General features: G+C 33.7%; 19 protein-coding genes. 4 read left to right on the top strand and 15 right to left on the bottom strand.

The annotated features are described in order from the left end of the window. Positions 1–9: 9 nt before the first annotated feature. Positions 10–345, bottom strand: a complete 336-nt coding sequence (gene gldC / locus TD18_RS02840; RefSeq protein ID WP_040248229.1) for a gliding motility protein GldC — start codon at positions 343–345, stop codon at positions 10–12. Then, entirely contained in the window at positions 345–1304 is a 960-nt protein-coding gene (gldB, locus tag TD18_RS02835) for a gliding motility lipoprotein GldB (RefSeq protein WP_040248226.1), read from the bottom strand. Before gldB ends, gldC begins: the two co-directional genes overlap by 1 nt. A 105-nt stretch (positions 1305–1409) precedes the next feature. Here gldB and nadE point away from each other — a divergent pair, with 105 nt between their 5' ends. Then, complete coding sequence (nadE, locus tag TD18_RS02830) at positions 1410–2210, top strand: NAD(+) synthase (protein WP_040248224.1); 801 nt, start codon at positions 1410–1412, stop codon at positions 2208–2210. Positions 2211–2328: 118 nt separating this feature from the next. Then, positions 2329–2958 carry a response regulator gene (locus TD18_RS02825; protein WP_040248223.1) on the top strand — a complete coding sequence of 210 codons (630 nt, stop codon included), beginning with the start codon at positions 2329–2331 and terminating at the stop codon, positions 2956–2958. Here the strand turns inward: TD18_RS02825 and dnaG are convergent. The 5 genes from dnaG to TD18_RS02800 all read right to left on the bottom strand — a co-directional run bounded on the left by dnaG (position 2955) and on the right by TD18_RS02800 (position 8668). After that, positions 2955–4922: a DNA primase gene (gene dnaG / locus TD18_RS02820; RefSeq protein ID WP_040248221.1), complete on the bottom strand. Its 1968-nt coding sequence runs from the start codon at positions 4920–4922 to the stop codon at positions 2955–2957. The genes TD18_RS02825 and dnaG overlap by 4 nt on opposite strands. A 105-nt stretch (positions 4923–5027) precedes the next feature. After that, positions 5028–6125 carry a hypothetical protein gene (locus TD18_RS02815; protein WP_040248218.1) on the bottom strand — a complete coding sequence of 366 codons (1098 nt, stop codon included), beginning with the start codon at positions 6123–6125 and terminating at the stop codon, positions 5028–5030. 57 nt (positions 6126–6182) lie between these two features. After that, positions 6183–6974 carry a hypothetical protein gene (locus tag TD18_RS02810; RefSeq protein ID WP_040248216.1) on the bottom strand — a complete coding sequence of 264 codons (792 nt, stop codon included), beginning with the start codon at positions 6972–6974 and terminating at the stop codon, positions 6183–6185. Then, a complete protein-coding gene (locus TD18_RS02805) occupies positions 6961–7524 on the bottom strand; it encodes an RNA polymerase sigma factor (protein WP_040248214.1) in 564 nt (187 codons plus the stop codon). The genes TD18_RS02810 and TD18_RS02805 overlap by 14 nt, the downstream gene beginning before the upstream one ends. Positions 7525–7690: 166 nt before the next feature. Beyond that, entirely contained in the window at positions 7691–8668 is a 978-nt protein-coding gene (locus tag TD18_RS02800; protein ID WP_040248211.1) for a polyprenyl synthetase family protein, read from the bottom strand. A gap of 145 nt (positions 8669–8813) precedes the next feature. Between TD18_RS02800 and TD18_RS02795 the strand changes: the two genes are divergently transcribed. Continuing rightward, positions 8814–9755: a T9SS type A sorting domain-containing protein gene (locus TD18_RS02795; RefSeq protein WP_040248208.1), complete on the top strand. Its 942-nt coding sequence runs from the start codon at positions 8814–8816 to the stop codon at positions 9753–9755. A gap of 45 nt (positions 9756–9800) precedes the next feature. Here the strand turns inward: TD18_RS02795 and TD18_RS16935 are convergent, their stop codons facing one another. Both TD18_RS16935 and TD18_RS17165 read right to left on the bottom strand, forming a co-directional pair. Next, on the bottom strand, positions 9801–12401 hold the full coding sequence (locus tag TD18_RS16935; RefSeq protein ID WP_084205827.1) for an alkaline phosphatase family protein: 2601 nt from the start codon (positions 12399–12401) through the stop codon (positions 9801–9803). Next, positions 12388–12546 (bottom strand): hypothetical protein, encoded by a 159-nt coding sequence (locus tag TD18_RS17165; protein WP_160289448.1) that lies wholly within the window; start codon positions 12544–12546, stop codon positions 12388–12390. Before TD18_RS17165 ends, TD18_RS16935 begins: the two co-directional genes overlap by 14 nt. Positions 12547–12749: 203 nt before the next feature. On the opposite strand from TD18_RS17165, the gene TD18_RS02785 reads away from it, so the two are divergent. Continuing rightward, on the top strand, positions 12750–13562 hold the full coding sequence (locus TD18_RS02785; RefSeq protein ID WP_040248206.1) for a T9SS type A sorting domain-containing protein: 813 nt from the start codon (positions 12750–12752) through the stop codon (positions 13560–13562). Between the two features lie 49 nt (positions 13563–13611). On the opposite strand, the gene rlmN is transcribed toward TD18_RS02785, so the two are convergent. The 6 genes from rlmN to TD18_RS02755 form a co-directional block, all read right to left on the bottom strand. After that, positions 13612–14652, bottom strand: a complete 1041-nt coding sequence (gene rlmN / locus TD18_RS02780; protein WP_040248203.1) for a 23S rRNA (adenine(2503)-C(2))-methyltransferase RlmN — start codon at positions 14650–14652, stop codon at positions 13612–13614. Between the two features lie 122 nt (positions 14653–14774). After that, positions 14775–15824 carry a tRNA preQ1(34) S-adenosylmethionine ribosyltransferase-isomerase QueA gene (queA, locus tag TD18_RS02775; RefSeq protein ID WP_040248201.1) on the bottom strand — a complete coding sequence of 350 codons (1050 nt, stop codon included), beginning with the start codon at positions 15822–15824 and terminating at the stop codon, positions 14775–14777. A gap of 140 nt (positions 15825–15964) precedes the next feature. Next, entirely contained in the window at positions 15965–17188 is a 1224-nt protein-coding gene (locus TD18_RS02770) for a 3-phosphoshikimate 1-carboxyvinyltransferase (RefSeq protein WP_040248198.1), read from the bottom strand. 2 nt (positions 17189–17190) lie between these two features. Beyond that, complete coding sequence (locus TD18_RS02765) at positions 17191–17517, bottom strand: nucleotide pyrophosphohydrolase (RefSeq protein WP_040248195.1); 327 nt, start codon at positions 17515–17517, stop codon at positions 17191–17193. Then, positions 17517–19553: a DUF3857 domain-containing protein gene (locus TD18_RS02760; RefSeq protein ID WP_052461022.1), complete on the bottom strand. Its 2037-nt coding sequence runs from the start codon at positions 19551–19553 to the stop codon at positions 17517–17519. The genes TD18_RS02765 and TD18_RS02760 overlap by 1 nt, the downstream gene beginning before the upstream one ends. Further along, positions 19554–21419, bottom strand: coding sequence for a DUF3857 domain-containing protein (locus TD18_RS02755; protein WP_241480633.1), 1866 nt, complete (start codon positions 21417–21419; stop codon positions 19554–19556). Between the last annotated feature and the right edge of the window lie 38 nt (positions 21420–21457).

The following is a 21457-nucleotide window of genomic DNA, read 5'->3' as shown; positions in this document are numbered from 1 at the left end:
ACCGTTAACTTATCTTTTAAGTTCTAATTTTTCAGCAAAATAGTCACAGAAATCCATCATCGTTGCAGACATTTTTTCATCTTGAGTCGCTCTTCTGAAGGTTTTACTCATTTCAACTAAAGTCTGGTGAAAAAACAACTTCATTTCATCAACTGGCATATCTTTGGTCCAGAGATCAATCCTAAGTGTTTCTTGAGCTTTACTATCCCAAACAGCGAGCATCATCGCTTTAGCTTCAGCATTTGTGATTCCTCCATCTTCTGCCGTCCAATGCAATTGTTCTGGCACTCTGTTTTCGTCAAGTTTTACATTGAGCTCTATTTTTGATGTATGTTGTTTCGACATTATTTTGGTGGTTTATAATTTGATTTATTAAAAATTTCAACAGCATCTTTCTTCATCATCTCCAAGAAAGTGATATCATTATTATTCATATAAGCTCTCACAATTTGCCAACCTATATATTGACCTAGTCTTCCTGGAGATTCACGATCCAGTTGCAAGTAAAATTTAGAAAATGGTGCATCAGCAATAAAGCGTCCTGGCAGACTACTATCGGTACTGTATAAATATTCATTTTCAATAAAGTTTGTCCAAATCTGAGCTTCATTGGCTTTAGCAAATTCCAGTTGTGAAGTCGTATATCCAATTTTTTCTTCATCTGACATAAAAGGAGTCATTTTATCCTTAAAATACAGCTGCTTTCCAAAATAAATCATATCGTCTAAAAGTGTTTTCTTTTGAGATTGAAACGTGTAACGTTTAGCATATTCTGAAGCCAAATTAGAAACAATTTGAGAAGGCTTCATGTTTTGGGTTATGTATTTAGGAATATTCATATAATACTCATGATCTTCTCCTAAATAGTTATCGAGAGGAATGAGCACAATGGTATCTGTTACTATAACTTTATCTCTGTATTTTACATCGTTAGTTAAGGTGACCACACGAGGCTCAGAAAATGTTACATCATAATATTTTAGGTGTTGAAAAAGTCGGGTAATATCGTTTTCAATATCAGAAAAATTATTAAACTTTTTATCGACTTGATCCAATAATTCATTCTGTAAGGTATCTGTCATTCGTGCTATAAAAACAGAATCAGGTACATGTTTTGAAAACAAAAAAGGAAACGTCTCTTTAAGCTGGTTTAGATCTTTTGGTGTCGCTTCAGCAAAAGCTCGATCAAAACGTTCCACCAAAAAATCAACCTCAACTTTAGCAATTTCACTTTCAATTTGATCTTCTTTTTTACAAGAAAAAGCAATTATTAATAAGAAGAAAATACAGTAAATTTTTTTCATATCTGATTTAAAAGAAACTTAGGTATTATTAATTTTTATAACTAACGTGATTCCTTTATTTTTGTTTTGCAAAGGTACTATTCTTTCATTTAAATACTATAAAAAATGCAGACAGATAAAGTTATTGACCATATTGTAAACTGGCTTAAAAATTATGCTACAAATGCTAAAGTTAATGGTTTTGTAGTTGGTATTTCCGGAGGAATAGATTCTGCTGTAACGTCTACACTTTGTGCAAAAACAGGCTTAGATGTATTGTGTATTGAAATGCCAATTCATCAAGCGGCTAGTCATGTGAGCCGAGCTCAAGAACATATAGCACAATTAAAAAAACGTTTTTCTAATGTAAAGGACACCAGAACAGACTTAACACCTGTTTTTGAAGAATTTAAAACTGAAGTGTCGCTTGAAGGCAAGCAAAGTATTGTAGATATGGCTTTAGCAAACACCAGAGCAAGACTTCGTATGACGACTTTATATTACCATGCAGGACTTTTGGGATTATTGGTTGCTGGGACAGGAAATAAAGTGGAAGATTTTGGTGTAGGATTCTATACTAAGTATGGTGATGGTGGCGTAGATTTGAGTCCGATTGCTGATTTGATGAAATCTGAAGTTTATGCCATAGGAGAATTACTGCAAGTTCCTGAATCTATTATGAAGGCTGCGCCAAGCGATGGACTATTTGGAGATGCTAGGAGTGATGAAGATCAAATAGGTGCATCCTATCCAGAACTTGAATGGGCCATGCAGCAGAAAGACGAAGGGAGAACGGTAGATGATTTTGAAGGCAGACAACGTGAAGTCTTTCAAATATTTATGAGGTATAATCGCAATAATCAACATAAAATGATTCCGATACCAATTTGCGAAATTCCTAAAGATTTAAAACAAACAATGAATTAATCATTATTAAAAGTCGTACTTGTTGATTTTTTTTCTATTTTTACAATTGAAATCTCCACTATCTAGAACTTAACATTGTTGAGTTTTGGACACTTAGTAACCAACTAAATTAAATATCATGATCAAGGTATTAGTAGTAGATAGCCATCCTATTATCAGGACTGGCTTAGAACTATTGTTCAAAGAACATAGCGAGATAGAAGTCATAGGAACAGTTGGAAGTGGAGTTGAAATATTTGAATTTGTAAGGCGTCACCAAGTTGATGTTATCATTTCTGAAATTGATCTTCCTGAACTCAATGGTATTACTGCATTAAGAGCTATTAAAAAAGAGCATAGTAATATTAATATTATTATGTTTAGTTACCATCCTGAAGAAATATATGCCATTAGTACAATTAAAGCCGGAGCGTCAGGCTATGTTTCAAAAACTGAATCTACTGATATTATTGAGAAAGCGATTTTAATGGCACATAAAGGCGAATTATATTTAAGTGAAAAAATGTCTAAACACCTTAAATATGATGACACGAAAAAATCTAAAAGCAGAATTTACAAACGTTTATCAACTCGTGAAGTAGAAGTCTTAAAATTATTATCCTCGGGCAAAAAGAATAAAGAAATTGCTTTGGAGCTTGATATTAATGAAAAGACCGTGAGCACCTACAAAGCCCGATTATTCAAAAAACTTAATGTAACAAACTTAATCGATCTGGTAAATCAAGGCAAACATATGGAGATTACCTAAACTTTTCCTCCAATCACTTTCCCTAGTTTTCGTGACAGCAACATTTTGAGTCCTAGATAATCTTTAACGTCTTCTAAAATACTTCTTGAATTGCTTTCTTCTCGAAGCGTTTCATTTTGGTATTCAGCCACTTTTTTATCAATTAAATAACACCTTAAAGTCAAAATTGTTTGATTCACTAATTGCGATATACCATGATTTTTTTCTTTAGGAATAATGTGATTGCGTTCCCAATCGTGTAAGCTATAACGTTCATCATTCATTAAAATCGTAGTGACTTCGGACGCTAAATCCTGATCTAATTTATTTACAAAATTTCGTGTCGAAAATTCAGGCTCTTGATGCAGCGTATCAATAATGGTATAATACAAACTTTTAAATGTTTCATTGGTGAATTGCATTTCATCTTCCTGTAAATCCAAATATACCTTTTCAAACACTTTAGCATTGTGAACTACAGGCTCAAGCTGTAATTCACCATCATCACTTTCTTTTAAAACCAAATCTTCAAAATCTTCTGTTTTATTTCCGTAGAGCAATAAGATTTCAATAATTTTTCGTTCCAATTCGTATTGTAAATCTATTTTAGGCGCTTTCACTTCTGGACGAACAACTTCAAAGGCTTTTTGCTGAGATTTGTATGCTTTATTTACTTCCTGATAATCTTTTTTATTAATCTGCGCTAAGGTACTAAACAATACATCCTCACTAATATCCATAATTCGGGAACACTCCTGAATATAGATTTCTTTTTTTATCTGATCTGGAATTTTAGAAATACTGTTAACGATATCTCTTATTGTTTCAGCCTTTTTAATAGGATCATTATTTGCTTCTTTAATCAATAATGAGGCTTTAAACTGAATAAAATCTTTGGCATTGCTGTCTAAATAACTTGTTAATTCTTCTAAAGTATTTTGTTTAGCAAAACTATCTGGATCTTCGCCTTCTGGGAAAGTACAAACTTTTACATTCATGCCTTGTTCCAAAATGAGATCGATACCTCTAATGGACGCTCTAATTCCTGCAGCATCACCATCAAAAAGAACCGTTATGTTTTTTGTGAGTCGGTTAACCAATCTAATTTGTTCAGGAGTTAATGCAGTACCTGAAGACGCAACCACATTTTTAATTCCTGTTTGGTAAAATTGAATCACATCTGTATAACCTTCAACCAGATAACAATTATCTTCTTTCGCAATACTTTGCTTCGCATGAAATAAGCCATACAAAATTTTACTTTTATGATATACCTCACTCTCAGGCGAATTCAGGTATTTAGCAGCTTTTTTATCAGTTTTTAATATACGTCCACCAAACCCTAAAATACGTCCGCTCATACTATGAATAGGAAACATCACACGACCTTTAAAGCGGTCAAATTTCTTATCCTCCTTAACAATTGTAAGTCCGGTTTTTTCTAAAAACTCTAATTGATATCCCTTTTTTAAAGCATCATCGGTGAAAGCCTGCCAATCGTCAAGGGAATAACCAAGATTAAAGGTTTTTATAGTTTCATTTGTAAAACCACGCTCTTTAAAGTAACTCAAGCCTATCGCCTGACCTTGATCGGTTTTAAGCATGACTTTCTGGAAATACGCATTAGCAAACTCATTTACCAGATACAAACTTTCACGCTCATTGGCTTCTAGCTTTTGTTCGTCGGTTTGCTCTGTTTCCTCTATTTCAATATTGTATTTTTTAGCTAGATACTTAATGGCTTCAGGATAGGTAAAATGTTCATGTTCCATTAAAAATGTCACTGCATTTCCACCTTTTCCGCTAGAGAAATCTTTCCAAATTTGTTTTACAGGAGACACCATAAAGCTTGGAGAGCGTTCATCGCTAAACGGACTTAAGCCTTTGAAGTTACTTCCTGCTTTTTTTAATTGCACGAAATCACCAATAACCTCCTCTACTCGAGCGGTTTCAAAAACTTGTTCTATACTGCGTTGTGATATCAAATTGTAAAGTAAAAGTGAATGGTAAATTTAGGGTATTATTAGCGAACAAAAAAGCTTCATTGCATATGACAATGAAGCTTTTTTTTATGATACTCAGGTTTTTTTCTAATGTAAATCAAATCGCAATCCTAAGGACACATTATGTTGATCTACCAGTTGGTTTCTGAATAATGGATTCAAATCATACTTCGCATAAAGTGACACTTGGTCAAAACCTACATAAGCACTTAATCCGTAAACAAAATTTGAAGCATTATAATTTCGCCTTGTCTTATTTTTAACAATATCGCCTTCATCTTTATAGCGTAATTTTGTTTGCGTCGCTAATCTTACACCAGCATAACCACCAATTCCGACTTTAAATTTATTATAAGTTAAATAGCGAACTCTGTTACCATAATCTTTCAATTTAGAAGGTCCAAACTCGAAATGAACAGGCACGACTAAGTTGGTTACTCTAATTTGAGATTTTCTCAAATCTACAGGAAACTCTTCTAGTGTTGTTTCATTTCCATTCTGCACAAAATAAAGATCATCTTTCACATTAAGTTTGTTCCATTGAAAAGCAAATCCATAATTAATTCTCGCAAAATTGGAATTCTTAGCCAATCGTGTTTCCCAAATCCATCCTAATTCTACAAAACCGGAGCCACCAAGTTCATAAGGTGTATTTCCTAAATTTTGACCATCTCCAATGGCATTATTGAATCCCAGAGAAAATAATAATTTGTTGGTCGTTCTAATATCGTACTTAGGTGGTTCTCGTTTTTTGTTAGCCATGTCTATTAAGAACCCTTTGGAACCTATGGTTATAGACATGGAATTATCTTCATCGTCTGAAATATGTTCAATATCTGGATTTCGTTTTAGCAGACTGATTTTTGCATCAATAATCGCAATACGATCTTCTATATTTGCAGCATGCTTTAAAGCAGCCTCTTTTTTTAAGGTTTCGGCTTCAGTGCTGGTAATTTCTCCTCTGTCTAAACGCTGATTAATTAGTTCGACTTCCTGTTTTAAATACGCCCTTTCCTCTTCTGTAATCGATTTCTTAGTTTCCTCGAGTCTGTCTATTTTTAAACCATTTTCACGATAAGGCATAGTTTTAGTTACAATAGAGTCGTTTTGTTGTTCTTGAGCGCTTGCAAAACTCACAAAAAGACATAAGGTGAGCAGCACTACGCATTTAGTAATAGTGTTCATAATATTCGTAATTTAATTGATGTTGGGTTTAACGTTTCGTTTTTTGTTTGATATAGTTTAGTTACGACGTTCGGCAACTGCAGTTTTTACCGAATTGTAACTGGATTTTAAAGCTTCGAATACTTTATCTCTAAAAGACTGCTCGAGCTCAACTTCAACGTCTTGAAGTAAAGCATCTGCATTAACTGTTCTTGTCGTTTCGTCAAATATGCGTTGTTTTAAAATTTCTCTTTGAGCTTGTTTAAGAAGCGAATCAATTTCTTTATCTGAAACCGAAGATTCACTCGCCTGAAGTTGTTTGATGACATCTACAACTTCAATAATTTTTAATTCTTCTTGAGTTAATGTTTTTACTTGATTGTTACCAACTCTTTCAGGTGTTGATTTTTCTTGAGAAGCAACAATGCTTTGTAATTCTTCCGATTGCTCTGTACCATTTTCTTTTCTATCAGACTTCTGATTTTGATTAGCTTTATTACTAGATACAGCAGCTATATTAGTCGCATTTTCAGTCTCAATAATATTATTTTTTTCTTCGGAATTTGTTAGAACATTATCAATAACATGCGCATCATTCACAACTCCTGAATCACGCTGAGGCATTGCTTTTGTATCAACTACAACTGGTAAATCTTTTACCTCTTCAGTTGATTTATAAAACTGAGTCGTTATCAAAATCACACCTATGATACTGGCAGCAATACCAAGCCACCAAAACCTTGTGTTACTGTTCTTATCTTCTTCTTTATCCAGTCTGTTAGCCAAAGTACTCCACGCATCTTCAGATGGTTGAAGACTTCGATTTTCGAGCTTATCTTTTAGCTTATCTTCAAATTTAATTGGTGCCATAACTCGTTTGATTTAATTCTTTAATTTTTTTCTGAAGCATTTGTCTTGCTTTAAATAATTGTGATTTAGACGTGCCTTCCGAAATATTAAGCATCTCTGCAATTTCAAAATGCCTATAACCTTCAATCGCATACATTACGAATACCAGTTTATAACCTTCAGGAAGTTCGTCTATTAATTGCTGAATCTGAGCAACTTCAATTTCAGTATTAATATTGTTTGACTGCTCATGAGGAAGCACAATATCTTCAATTGAAAATTCTATATGCTTCTGTTGCCTGATAAACGAAATAGATTCTCTTATCATAATTTTCCGTAACCATCCTTCAAAACTTCCTTTGTACTTAAAATGCTTAAGATTTACAAATGCTTTAAAAAATCCATTGAGCATAACAGACTCTGCATTTTGAATATCCTTTATATAATACCGACAAATACTTAACATTTTTGGCGCATGTGCATTAAACAGTTCGTGTTGCGCTTCACGATTGTTTTTGGCTGCTTTTTTTAAAAGTGTCGTATTGTTGTTATGTAAATGAATAACTTTCAAATGTGCTTATTTAAGTCTTCTATTTATAAAGACGCAAGTTTTTAGTACATGGTTGCCTGAGAGTTTAAAAAAAAATCTATTGTTGATGTGTTTGTCGTTAAGTTATCTCATTTTGATTCAGTAGTAATAAGGACTTCACAATTCAACACCTTTAAACTAAACTAAGCTACTTTTTTCTGTCAATCACATAATTGACCATGAGTTTTAAAGCAGATTTGTATTCAGACTGAGGATAAGCATCTAGCAATTGTAACGCTTCGGCTTGAAAAGACTTCATTTTATTCACAGCATATTCTAAACCATTGTTTTCTTTGACAAATGCAATTACTTCTTTAACTCTCTTTTTATCTTTATTATGATTTTTAACAGAATTAATCAACCATGATTTTTCTTTTTTAGAGCAGTTATTCAAAACATAAATTAAAGGCAAGGTCATTTTTTGCTCTTTCATATCAATTCCTGTTGGTTTACCTATAGCGTCTTCGCCATAATCGAATAAGTCATCTTTAATTTGAAACGCCATTCCGATGAGTTCACCAAATTTCCTCATAGTGTCCACATCTTGAGAATTGGGTTTTACTGAAGCTGCTCCGAGACTGCAACAAGCAGCAATCAATGTTGCCGTTTTTTGACGGATGATCTCATAATAAACATGTTCAGTTATATCGAGCTGTCTGGCTTTTTCAATCTGAAGTAATTCGCCTTCGCTCATTTCACGAACAGCAACCGAAATAATTTTCAGCAAATCGAAATCATTATTATCAATGGATAGTAATAAACCTTTCGAGAGTAAATAATCACCAATGAGAACCGCAATTTTATTTTTCCAAAGCGCATTTATAGAGAAAAATCCGCGCCTTCGATTACTATCGTCAACCACATCATCGTGGACTAAAGTAGCAGTATGAATAAGCTCAATAACTGAAGCACCTCTGTAGGTTCGCTCACTAACTTGTCCGTTATCAACCATTTTAGCCACCAAAAACACGAACATAGGACGCATTTGTTTCCCTTTCCGGTTGACAATATAATGTGTGATTCTATTTAATAACGCAACCTTACTAGACATTGATAATAAGAACTTTTGTTCGAAAAGTTCCATTTCATAGGCAATGGGTTGTTTTATTTGTTCGGTTATTTTCAATTTAAACGCATTGAATTGCTAAATTACTAATTAAGTACTTACCGTTTTTAAATAGTGACATTAATTAGTTAAATTTTAAGAAGCCAAACCAGAATAATGCTAAATTTTGTATATTTCATTATAATTAATTCAAAATCCGAACTTTATGAAAAAAATTACTTTACTATTATTTATGTGTTTAGCATTTTCTTTGAGTAATGCTCAACAAACTATTTCCTTTGAAACCTCTGAGGGTTATGCTTCAGGAAATATCAATACTCAAAATGGATGGGTGACCACAGGAGATGGTACTGGAGGTTTTATTATGAATCAAGTGGTTAGTAATGAACAGGCAAGCGATGGGTCATTATCTTTAAAAATTGACACTGAAGGAGCATTTGCAGGACAAGCAAATCCTATTGTAGGTGCTTTTTATAATTATGTGACTGCTGTTCCACACATTGATGCTACATTTTCTGCAGATATGTTTATTGACACTTTTGATTCAGCAAATACTTCCGATTATATATTTGGCTTTGTTAACATCACTGATGGCGTATTTGTAACTTATGTTAGATTTACTTTTGAAGGCAATATAAGTGTTCTAGCAGATGATGGTGCAGGAACCATCATATTGGATGACACTATGGTTGATTGGACGCCTCTCACATGGTTCAACGTACGTATAGAGATGACGGGAGGAACAAATGTTGATGTTTTTATTGATGATGTGTCCATCTACTCTGGACTTGTTGCTACACCAAATACTGATATTGAGCAGGTTAGATTTGCACATGATAATTTTGCTGGATTCGCTCACATTGACAATTTCAGAACCAATGATGAACCAACAGCATCAGTAAATGAATTTGATACAAACACATTTACGCATTCCTACAACAAAGACACAGACCATCTTAAATTAACTTCTTCAAGTTTACCTATAAGTGGAATTGAACTTTTCAGTGTTTTAGGACAACGTGTTATGAAGCAAACATTATCTCGTAATGATGAATTGGTAAATATGTCTAATCTCAATGATGGAATTTACCTTGCAAAAATTAATATACAAGGCAAAACAGAAACTATTAAGATATTAAAACAATAACTATATTTACGTTTTAAAAAAGAGCTGCAAATTGCAGCTCTTTTTTTATGACTTGTTTCTATATAAGGCTTTGTCGACGCATTTAGCCATTTCGTTCTTATTCATCTCAACACCAATAAAGGAAGTAACTTTTTCTAATGCCTCACTAGAATTCTCTAAAACATCTTTGTAGTTTATATAGATAAGCTCAACTCCTGGCTCTTTGTCTTTCCATACTTCAACCTGATTGAGATGTTTTTTATAAGCGTCAAAAAGCCGTGTTGGTAGTACTTCAGGATCTTTACCAATCATCTTTTGTTGTGATTTAACAATTTCATCAAGATCACGATTCATAAATATTACTTTATAGCGATATTGAGGATCAAGAAACTTCAAAAGAGGCGCAACGACTTTAACCGATTTGTTTTTTGCCAATCCTAACCAAGAATTATCTTTATGTAAAGCCATTACAGGATCATATTCATAATAACCTTTTGGATTAGACACATCTGGTTTTCGATTTTCGTCGGTTAAAACAGTAATACCTCCTTGATTAAGCATTTGCATCATCAAAGAAGTACCAGATCGAGGTAAACCAGAAACTATTACAATTTGATCTTTTCTATACTTATATTCGGCTTTATCTGTTAATGTCCTTTGTTCTTCTAATTTTTCCTCTAAATTTTCTATCGCTTTTTCAGCTCTTACATGTTCGACTGGTTTCAAACTTGCAGCCGTTTCATAAGCAATCTTAGCATTTTCTAAATCGCCTAATTTCTCTAGGGCTTCACCTAAAACATAGTGCGCATCAGGAAAGTATTTCACCAATTCTATACTTGTTAAAGCATGCTCGGCTGCTTCTTCATACTGATGTAATCTGAGTAACGTTTCTGCCAAAGATTGATGTGTTTTGGAGCTATCGATTTCGAATTTCAAGGCATTTTCAAAAGCGCGCTTTGCCTCTTCAAAATGATTTAATTTTCTGTGGATTTTACCTATTTGATACCAAATACTTCCATTTGGTTTTTTATTTTTCGCATCCTCTAAACACTTCAATGCCTTTTCAATTTTTCCTTGACCTACTAAAATAGTGGCTTCAGCAACAGAAGTGTTAATTTCGAATTTTACATCAGACGCTCTTAGCGTTTTGAGGTATTTATCAGCCAAGTCATAATCCTTTTCAGAAAGTGCAATTGTTAATAAATCCATGTAGAACGGAATTGTATCAATTACGGAATCACCAACTTTAAAACCTTGTTTGATTAGGGCATCTTTATTCTTTTTTTCAAAAGCTTTTTCATCATAGACAGGATAATCACCTTGAATTAATTCCAAAAGTAATGCTTTAGCTTTTACATAATCTTTTTTACCTAAATACACCCTTGCCAAATTATGTTTTAAATCACAACTTGTTTTCAGAATGGCTATCTCAATGTTTTCATCAGGTTTTTCAATATATCCCAAATCAACCAATTGTTTCATAGTTTCCTGATCATCCAAGATCTCATTCGAATCTGATTCATGCTGACCGAAATCACCTTCTACAGCTTCCCAACTATCAATATATTTAACATCTTTAGGGTCTTTAAAAATATCTAAAGCGACCTTACCATCCATGTCTTTACCAACGGGCAAATTAAACATGTGCAAAATCGTAGGTGCAATATCAATAAGACCCAGTCCGAACACCTTTTCATTTTTTTTGATATTAGGACCAGCAGCCACGAAAATACCGAACTGACGATGTTCTAAAGCAGGAGCTGCAGGATATTTTGGCATTTTTAGGATTCGTCTATGACCAGACTCAAAGCCATGATCTGAAGCGACAATTACAGTCGTATCCTCATCAACCAATTCTAAAGTACGTTCTAGCATCATATCCTGAATCTTATATGCACTAACAACAGCCTGATTGTATATGTCAAACATGTTTTGTGATATTGGTTTTAGTTTTGGTGGATGATATTTCATAAAGGCATGACAAAAATGATCAATAAGATCGTAGTACACTGCCATAAAATCCCATTCAGTCGTACGTAGTAAATTGGTTGCAGCAGCATGTACTGAAGTGTTTTCTGCAAGCATTTTTGCAAAATTCTCTAATCCTTTGTCCTTTTCTTGATCTATTTTTGAAGCATTAGGAATACAAGGTAAAATGTGCGCTTCAGTGATTTCATGTGGAAACATACGCAAGTCTTGTATCTCTTTCGTAAAGGCTTCTGGATGAATAGTACCTTTTACAATTGGACTCTTTTTATTTGGATCTTTACTCACTTTTTGAAACTTATCTGAAACGACTACACCATTTATAGGTTCAGCTGGAAAACTTGGCCACCACCCTACCAGATTGCTTTTATAACCTTTGTGATGTAATATGTTCCAAATTGCTTTGGCTTTTCTAGAATTTGTAGTCACAGGTCGTACTCCTTTCATATTTGGCATAATCTCAATAAACCCTAATACACCATGCTTATCGGGCGTTTTACCAGTAGCGACTGTGCTCCATAGCATGGGAGAATATGGTGGATTCATCGTGCTCATATTACCATAAACACCACGTTCTATTAATTTCTTTAATGCTGGCATTTCGCCCTTAGCAATTAATGGCCAGATAATTTTCCAATCTGCAGCATCCCAACCAATTAATAATACTTTATTTCGTTTCATTTGGTGTATTGTTTTCTCTTATTTCTTTTTTAACTTTTCGCCATTCCCTTAGACCAATATCGCCATAAGCCAACAAGCCTAATGATCCTTCTTTCGAAATCTCAAACACATTTTTGCTACTTAATTTGCTTTTTTTATTAGACATATTTTTGATTTTAGTTCATAAAAAAACAAAACTAATCGCCAATATCCTAATTATTACGCTCTACATATCTCAAGAATTAATAGATTAACAAAAACGCTATAAGATAATTTACAATACCACAAAACAACAACCCAAAACTATTAAATATCTTATTGTTAATATTTTTTTATATATTGTCCTTTATAATCAATTCGTTAAAAAATATGAAAAAAACTACTTCTTCAAAATTAACTAAACGACTTGCTCAATATGGAGCTTTGACAGTTGCTATTGCAGGTGTTTCAGAATCTAACGGACAAATCGTGTATACAGACGTGACGCCAGATTTTGCTGGTGGAAATGGAATAAATTATGGCTTAGACATGGACAATGACACTGTTGTTGACTTTGGAATAATTGGATCCAGTGCTCCTGCTGTTGGATTTTATGGTGTATTGCCATCAAATTCTTGGGTAGGATCAAACCCTTCATTTAAATATCCTTTTGCTTTAAACAGTGGTGATGTTATTAGCTCTGCACAATCAATCTGGTATGGTGGAACTTCAAATGTAGGAACACTGAACTATGTAAGTTGTTATGGTGGAATTGGCGGAAGCAATTGGTGTGGTGTGACTGACAAATTTTTAGGATTACGTTTTCAAATTAGTGGAAACACACATTATGGCTGGGCTAAACTAGATGTTAGTGCATCTGGAGACAGTTTTACAGTTAAGGAATATGCTTATAATTCAACTCCTGACCAAGCCATTAATGCAGGACAAACGACTTTAAGTGTCAATGAGTTTTCTTTGAATTCGGTAAAAATTGTTGCTGTGAACAAAAGTATCGGATTATACAATTTATCAGAAACTACAAACTTTAATGTATTTGATGTTTCAGGAAAATCTGTTTTACAAGGTTCAACTAACGATACAAATTATGTTATCGAAGCTAATGGTATCGCTAATGGCGTTTACATCTTAGAGTTGTCTAGTGCAAACTCCAAGTCAGTCATTCGCAAGAAAATTGTGTTGTAATAAAAACATAAATAAACAAAAAAGAGTTTCAGCAATGAAACTCTTTTTTTTACGCCTTATTTGCTAATTGCCCACAAGCAGCATCAATATCTTTACCTCTTGAACGCCTTACTGTAACAGTAATACGATTAGCTTCAAGCATTGACACATACATGTCAATAGCTTTTGAATTGGCTTGTCGAAACTCGCCATCATCAATTGGATTATACTCAATAAGATTTACTTTACTCGGTGCAAATTTGCAGAATTCAATCAAAGCTTCTACATCTCTTTTCGTATCATTAATCCCGTCCCAAACCACATATTCGTAAGTAATTCTGTTTTTAGTTTTAGCATACCAATATTCTAAAGCCTCTCTAAGATCATTTAAAGGGAATGTTTCATTAAAAGGCATTATCGATGTTCGAATGTCATCAATGGCAGAATGTAGCGATACAGCCAGTTTAAATTTCACCTCATCATCTGCCATTTTCTTAATCATCTTAGGCACACCAGAAGTAGAGACCACAATTCGTTTTGGCGACATTCCTAAACCTTCAGGAGATGTGATTTTATCAATTGCCTTCAGAACATTATTGTAATTCATAAGCGGTTCTCCCATTCCCATAAACACAATATTGCTTAGAGGTCTGTTGTGGTATAATTTACTTTCCCTATCAATAGCGACAACCTGATCATAAATTTCATCTGGATTTAGATTTCGCATTCGCTTTAGTCTTGCTGTAGCGCAAAACCTACAATCTAAACTACAACCAACCTGACTAGATACACAAGCCGTAGTACGGTTTTTAGCTGGAATTAAGACAGACTCTACGATTAAACCATCGTGTAATCGAACAGCGTTTTTAATTGTTCCATCAGAAGAACGTTGCATCTGATCAACTTTGATATGATTGATTGTAAAGTTCGCCTCAAGCATCTCTCTAGTTTCTAATGAAATATTCGTCATATCTTCAAAACTGTGAGCGCTTTTACTCCACAACCATTCATAAACCTGATTACCTCTAAATGCTTTATCACCTTGACTTACAAAGAAGTCACGTAATTGCTCTTTAGTTAATGCTCGTATGTCTTTCTTTTTTATGTCCATGTGTACTGCAAAAGTAAGCAAAGGTTTTTTGATGTGTAAGTAAATTACTGAACTTCAATGTAGCAATAAAGCCTTATCTTTTTAGACAAGGCTTTATGTAATATAATATTAAATTAATGCGCTTATATAATTAACATGGCATCACCATAAGTATAAAAACGGTATTTTTCTTTCACTGCAACTTCATAAGCTTCCTTAATAAAGTCGTGTCCAGCAAACGCAGAGACCATCATTAATAACGTAGATTTTGGCGTGTGGAAGTTCGTAATCATACTGTTAGCAATACTAAAGTCGTATGGCGGAAAAATAAACTTATTCGTCCATCCAGAATATTCATTTAGCGTTCCACTAGATGACACAGAACTCTCAATAGCTCGCATTGCAGTTGTTCCAACGGCACACACACGCTTCTTTTCGGCTATACCTTTATTGATAACATCTGCTGCATCTTCAAGGATTTCAATTTCTTCGCTGTCCATTTTATGTTTGGACAAATCTTCAACCTCAACAGGATTAAAGGTTCCTAAACCAACATGAAGCGTTACTTCTGGCAAGTGTACACCTTTAATTTCCAGTCGCTTCAACAAGTGTTTTGAAAAGTGTAAACCAGCAGTTGGAGCAGCTACAGCACCTTCCTTTTTAGCGAAAATAGTCTGATAACGCTCTTCATCTTCAGGCTCTACATCTCTTTTTATATATTTAGGCAAAGGTGTTTCGCCTAATTCTGTTAATTTTCTTCTGAATTCTCTATAAGATCCATCATAAAGAAAACGTAGAGTTCTTCCTCTCGAAGTCGTATTATCAATCACTTCAGCTACCAAGGTATCATCATCACCAAAGTATAATTTATTACCAATTCTAATCTTTCTTGCAGGATCAACTAAAACATCCCAGAGACGTTGTTCTTCATTGAGTTCTCTTAATAAAAACACTTCAATTCTTGCTCCTGTTTTTTCTTTATTACCATACAAACGTGCTGGAAACACTTTCGTATTATTTAATATCATCACATCACCTTCATCGAAATAATCGATAATATCTTTAAAAAGTTTATGCTCAATAGTTTTCTTTTTTCTATCTAAAACCATTAACCTAGCTTCGTCTCTGATATCTGATGGATGTTCTGCTAATAATTCTTCTGGTAATTTAAAATTGAAGTGTGATAATTTCATTTGTTGTTTTTTATTTATTTAAATAGATCAAATAGAATTCGCCAAAATTTTGCTTTGGCTCATTTCATAAGATGCTTGCGTTTTAGCAAGTTGCAAATATACAATCTCAAAGTAGGCGTTGTCAAGTAAATGGACTGATTTTATTGAGAAATTTTGAATCCGATGGTTTTAAGATCTTCCCAGAATGTTGGAAATGATTTTGAAACTACACTCGCTTCGTTAATTTTTATCCTTTTTTTAAGAGCTAGAGGTGCAAATGCCATAGCCATTCTGTGATCATTATAAGTATCAATGGAAACATCTTCATTTATGATTTTACATGATTGCAGATGAAGTGAATCTTCAGTGATATCAACGCTTCCACCAAGTTTTTCAATTTCAGTCTTTAAAGCTACGAGGCGATCAGTTTCTTTAATTTTCAAAGTATGTAACCCTGTAAGCTGGCATTCAATTCCTAATCCAAGACATGTGACAGCAATCGTTTGAGCAATATCTGGCGAACTGTTTAAGTCGTATTTTTTAGCTTTAATATTTTCCGATGTTTTTTTCAGTAGAATTGAGTTGTTTATAAACTTTGTTTCAATTCCGAAATCTTTATAAATTTCAATTAATGCAGCATCACCTTGCAAACTATTTTGCTTATAAGAAGACAATGCTATTTGAGTTCCCACAGGTGATAAAGCCAAAATACTATAAAAATAAGATGCAGAAGACCAATCTGATTCAACCACCAAAGGTTGCAAAGCACCTGTAGTTGATTTTGGAAAGACCTTAATAATCTGATTAGTGAATTCAGTCTTCACACCAATCTGATTCAATAAATTTAAGGTCATATTGATGTATGGAACAGATGTGATTTTACCTTCAAGCGTTAATTCTAGTCCGTTTTTTAGTTTTGGAGCAATAAGTAACAAGGCTGAAATATATTGACTACTTACATTGGCACTAAGAGTTACCTTAGCTTTCTTAAGTGTTTGTCCGTTAATTTTCAAAGGCGGACAATCCTGATTGTCGAGATAGGAAATATCTGCACCTAACGTATTTAGAGCATCGACCAGAATTTTTATTGGTCGCTCTTTCATCCGAGACGATCCTGTTAGTGTGATATTTCTATGTTCTTCGGTAGCGAAATACGCTGTAAGAAAACGCATGGCTGTTCCAGCATGATGAATGTCAATAATATCATCGGAAGTCTGCAAGGCATTTTGCATGACTTTAGTATCATCACTGTTGGATAGATTTTCTATAATTATTTCTGGGAATAGTGCCTGAAGCAATAGCAATCTATTGGATTCGCTTTTAGAACCTGTGATAACAACTGAAGAGTGATTCTCTATTGAAGACTTTTGAAGTACAATGTTCATTGTTACTTCAATTTTTGATTATTATGATGTCTATCATGATCACGCTTGGCTTTCTTATCCATTTTTTTATCAAAAGCTGTTTGAAGATCTATCCCTGTTTGATTGGCAAGACACAGCACTACAAACATCACATCTGCAAGCTCTTCACCTAAATCTTTATCCTTATCACTTTCTTTTTCGCTTTGTTCACCATAACGTCTGGCAATAATACGAGCTACCTCACCTACTTCTTCGGTGAGTTGTGCCATATTTGTCAGTTCATTAAAGTAGCGAACTCCGTGTTCTTTTATCCAGTTATCAACCTCTAGTTGCGCGTTTTTAATATCCATTATATTTTTTTGAGAACAACCTGTTCTGTTTGTTTTTCAATCATTAATTGATAAAACTCTTTAAATTGCTCATATTCTTCTGGTAAAATTAAGGTTTTGTTTAAATCTAATGACACAATAAACTGTAGAAAATTACCATTCTGTTTTGCAAGATAGGTGAATTCACCATCTACACCATTAAATTGATATTTAACACTCTCTGGCATTGATTCGACGGCATAACCTTCAGGAAGCATCACATTAACCATATACTTATCCTCAATAGGATACACGAAATCAATTGGATAAGAGCGTGTGTCTTGTTTAAATGGGTTCTCTTCGGAAGCTAAAAATAATAATGGCGTCACATATAAATTTCCTCCAATATCTTCCATGGCATCATTAAGAACGTAGCTGTAAGATTCATTAATAGGTTCACCAATATCATACATATGTTCTAATTCCAAATCTGAAATTTCAATTTCACCTTTGTCCTTCTCTAAACTTTTGATGATCTCGTCTGTATTATAATTACTAAATCGGTTTCTAATATTTTTAGCTTGATAATTGGTGTATTGATGTCTAACCTTACCGCTCGCAGTTAAATCTGAATTTAATTTTACATTGAGAGATACGGATTCTTTAGAAGTCATTTTAGGGATTAAATCAACCCAACCTGAACTGCCATCTTCTTTAATTAATCGACCTAACCAATTGAGTGTACTAACAGGTAAAATATTAGCCGTAGTAAATTTACGTGTTGCATCTAAAAGAATTACAGAATCCTCCAATTGTATAGCAGAAATTACGTAATTAAATCCAGAACGTGTTGGGATTAAAGGAATCCCATTACTTTTAGTACTTACCAATACAGGATTGGCATCCAAACCAGCATATCGCAACATTGATGTAAGCATAAGGTTGATATCACCACTATTTCCTGAGCCTTGTTTATAAGCTTTAGCAACACCTTGTTCCGCTGTATAGCCAAAATATTCATTCCATTTTACTTTTGACTTGACATGATTAAATATTAAAGCAGCTCTTTGTTGAAGATCGGTTTCTGGGACTCCAGACAATAAGGCATTAAGGTCGTCTTTATAATAGTTGTCTTTTTTTAATTGATCTCCAAAATCTGTATCATCATAAATGGTTTTAGTTACCTTTTCCCAAGAGGTTGATAAATATTTTATGGGTTCACTTGGGTAGGCAACCTCTTCCAATTCCATAATTAATTTTGCCTGATAATTACTCAAATTATCAACATAATTCTCTGCTTTTAAAGGTGGAATATTGTCCATATTTCCTATGAGCACATCAGCTTGATAATCTATAGTTCCACCACTTGATTTATTACGACCTCCTCCTTGACTCGAAAGACCAGCTGTGAAAGATGCTCTTGATGTTATTATAATTCGACCACTTTCTTTAGTTTCTTCAATAGTTGGAATAAAACTAGCTCTTGGATTTAACAGCTTAGAGTATTTAAAATATTCAGGTGTTTTAACTTTAAATTCCATGCGCTTAATTGGTATTAATTGCTGGAATGTGATATCATCAATTCCTAATAATTGCGACTGCACAGTGTATTCAAATTCAATGACACAACCTTCTTTAATGTTAGGCATGGTAAACTTGGTAGTCCTTCTGTATTTATTGGTTTCTTCTTTGAAAATACCGTCCTTAGCTAATTTATCCTTAATTATTTTTCCGCCATCCAGATTATAAGTATAGGCTTTAAGACCTATAATATCTTCTGTATATGTACTTCGTTCCCCTTGATACAACCCAATAATCTTAGTGGCATAGTCAAATCCTTCTTTCGTGTAGATCTTAATACGTTGATGCACCTCATTATTTTGTACAAATCCTTTTCCTTGTTGATAATCAAAACTCACTTGATTTTTACTATATAAAATAGCAGCACTAGCTTCAGGATAATCAGGATGTGACTTTTCCAAAAGTTCTTCCTCACTCACTTTACCAAATTTATAGTTCTGCGCAGTGATTGTTTGCGCCAAAATTAACACAGCTATTGCTAATAATTTTTTCATCATTTAAGAATTAGATTTTAATACTATTTTAGATTTGTCATATTTTACAACGTCAAGCCAAAAGGCTCTGAAAGCCTCATACTCTTCTTTGGTATAATTGCCTTTATTCATCGTGAATTCGCGTTGATATAATAATGTGTCTTCAGAGATTTGTGTTATTGAGGCTTTGTAGGTTCCAAATTTGTTTTCAATGGAAACCGGATTCATTAAGGCTTCAATCTGTAAAGTGTTTGGTAATTTAATTTCATAACTATCGGTATCAACAAACCCTCTGTCAACTTCAAAAGGAAGTGTACGTTCATCATAACGTGTTGGAGCAGAATCTAATCGGTTAAATAGATTCGGTTGTAATAAAAGTCGGTTACCTGCTTTAGCAGCATAGCGTTCTGCTGATACTTTTACGGTTTCGGTAAATACAATACTATCTTTGTCGTTGACATAATTCATTTCAGAAACATCTAATCCGTTGATATGACTCCAATAATCTTTGTATGCTAAAATCTGATCTTTAACTGATAAATTTTCTTTACCATCATGTTGACCATATTGTGTTCCATAAGATTTTGAGACGACTTCTGCAGTGATATTTCCTGAATCATCGACATTAATAATTGCCTTGGTATCCAGTAAATTATCTTCAGTTTTATAGACCTTAGTATGCACTATTTTACCACCTTCAGGAGTAATGATAAGCGCATCTCTATCGTCGGTAAAATTTGCATTATAAGCAAAAGGGACTGTTTGACTCGTGCATTCTAGCCAAACATAATCAGACGCATTTGGAATGCATAAAATCACATGATTACCTTGAACTGATGAAAATGATTCATCGATATCTCTAATATCTCTTCCTCCGTAAATAACAGTATAATAGGATTCAACACCTAATTCATCAAGCATGGCTTTAGTATAGTTAGTTAAACCTTTACAGTCACCATATCCCAGCCTATTGACGTCACTAGCTAACATAGGTTTCCATCCTCCTATACCTACCTGAACACTTATATAACGTGTTCTATTTTGCATGAATTGATATACAATTTTAGCTTTCTCCAAATCGGTTTGAGCATTTGCAGTTAAACCTTTTACTTCATCAATAAGATTAGGAGGTAATTCCTGTGTGCCTTGAATGAGTTTATCATTCATCCATTTTCCAAAATCGCTCCAACTGGTATTTACACCCAGAACACCTTCCATATTAAATTGAGTTAATGAAGCCTTTAATATTGGAGCAAAATCACTAAATGGCGGACTATAGGATTCGTATTTTAAAGCATACAAATTTTCAGCAGAGTAATGCATTTCATGGTGTTTCTCTATGTTGTAATTTTCGAAGTTTGAGGTCTTAATATTTAAATCGATACCTGAAAGATTTGATATATTATAACTCACATTTTGAGAACTTGTATAATAACCTTCAATAGGTCGCCATGACGGAATAAATGCCGTAGAACGATATTCGACTTCAGTTTCAAAAACAACAGTATAAGGGTAATTTATGGGTGTATAGTCCAGATATTTTACACGACTATCTGAATACAAAGTACCTCCTTCAACTGCAGATTGGTCTTTAAAATCGTTTTTTCGAAATTTCTTAATCTCCTTTCCTTGTTGGTTATAAATTTTGGCCTCCAGCTTTTTAATACTTGTATTTTCATCATAATGCATGTACGCACCATGTTTTGAATCAGCTGAAGAATTTAAAATGGTGACAATCCGTTTATTTTTATAAATCATTTTGTCAATTGCAAGAATCTCGATGTTGGTATTTTCAAATCGAACAACAGCGTTGGCATTTTCTCGTAACTCTGAAGGAATTAGAATTGATTGTAATAAGAGTTCTTCTTGAGCCATCATAGGAAACGACAAAAAAATGAAGCTGAGGAAAAGAAGTGCTTTGTTAAGCA

Origin of the sequence: Psychroserpens mesophilus (assembly GCF_000826645.1) — a bacterium.
Lineage (GTDB): Bacteria > Bacteroidota > Bacteroidia > Flavobacteriales > Flavobacteriaceae > Psychroserpens > Psychroserpens mesophilus.
Note: the sequence above shows the minus strand (reverse complement) of the source record. Positions and strands in the feature narration are given on the sequence as shown.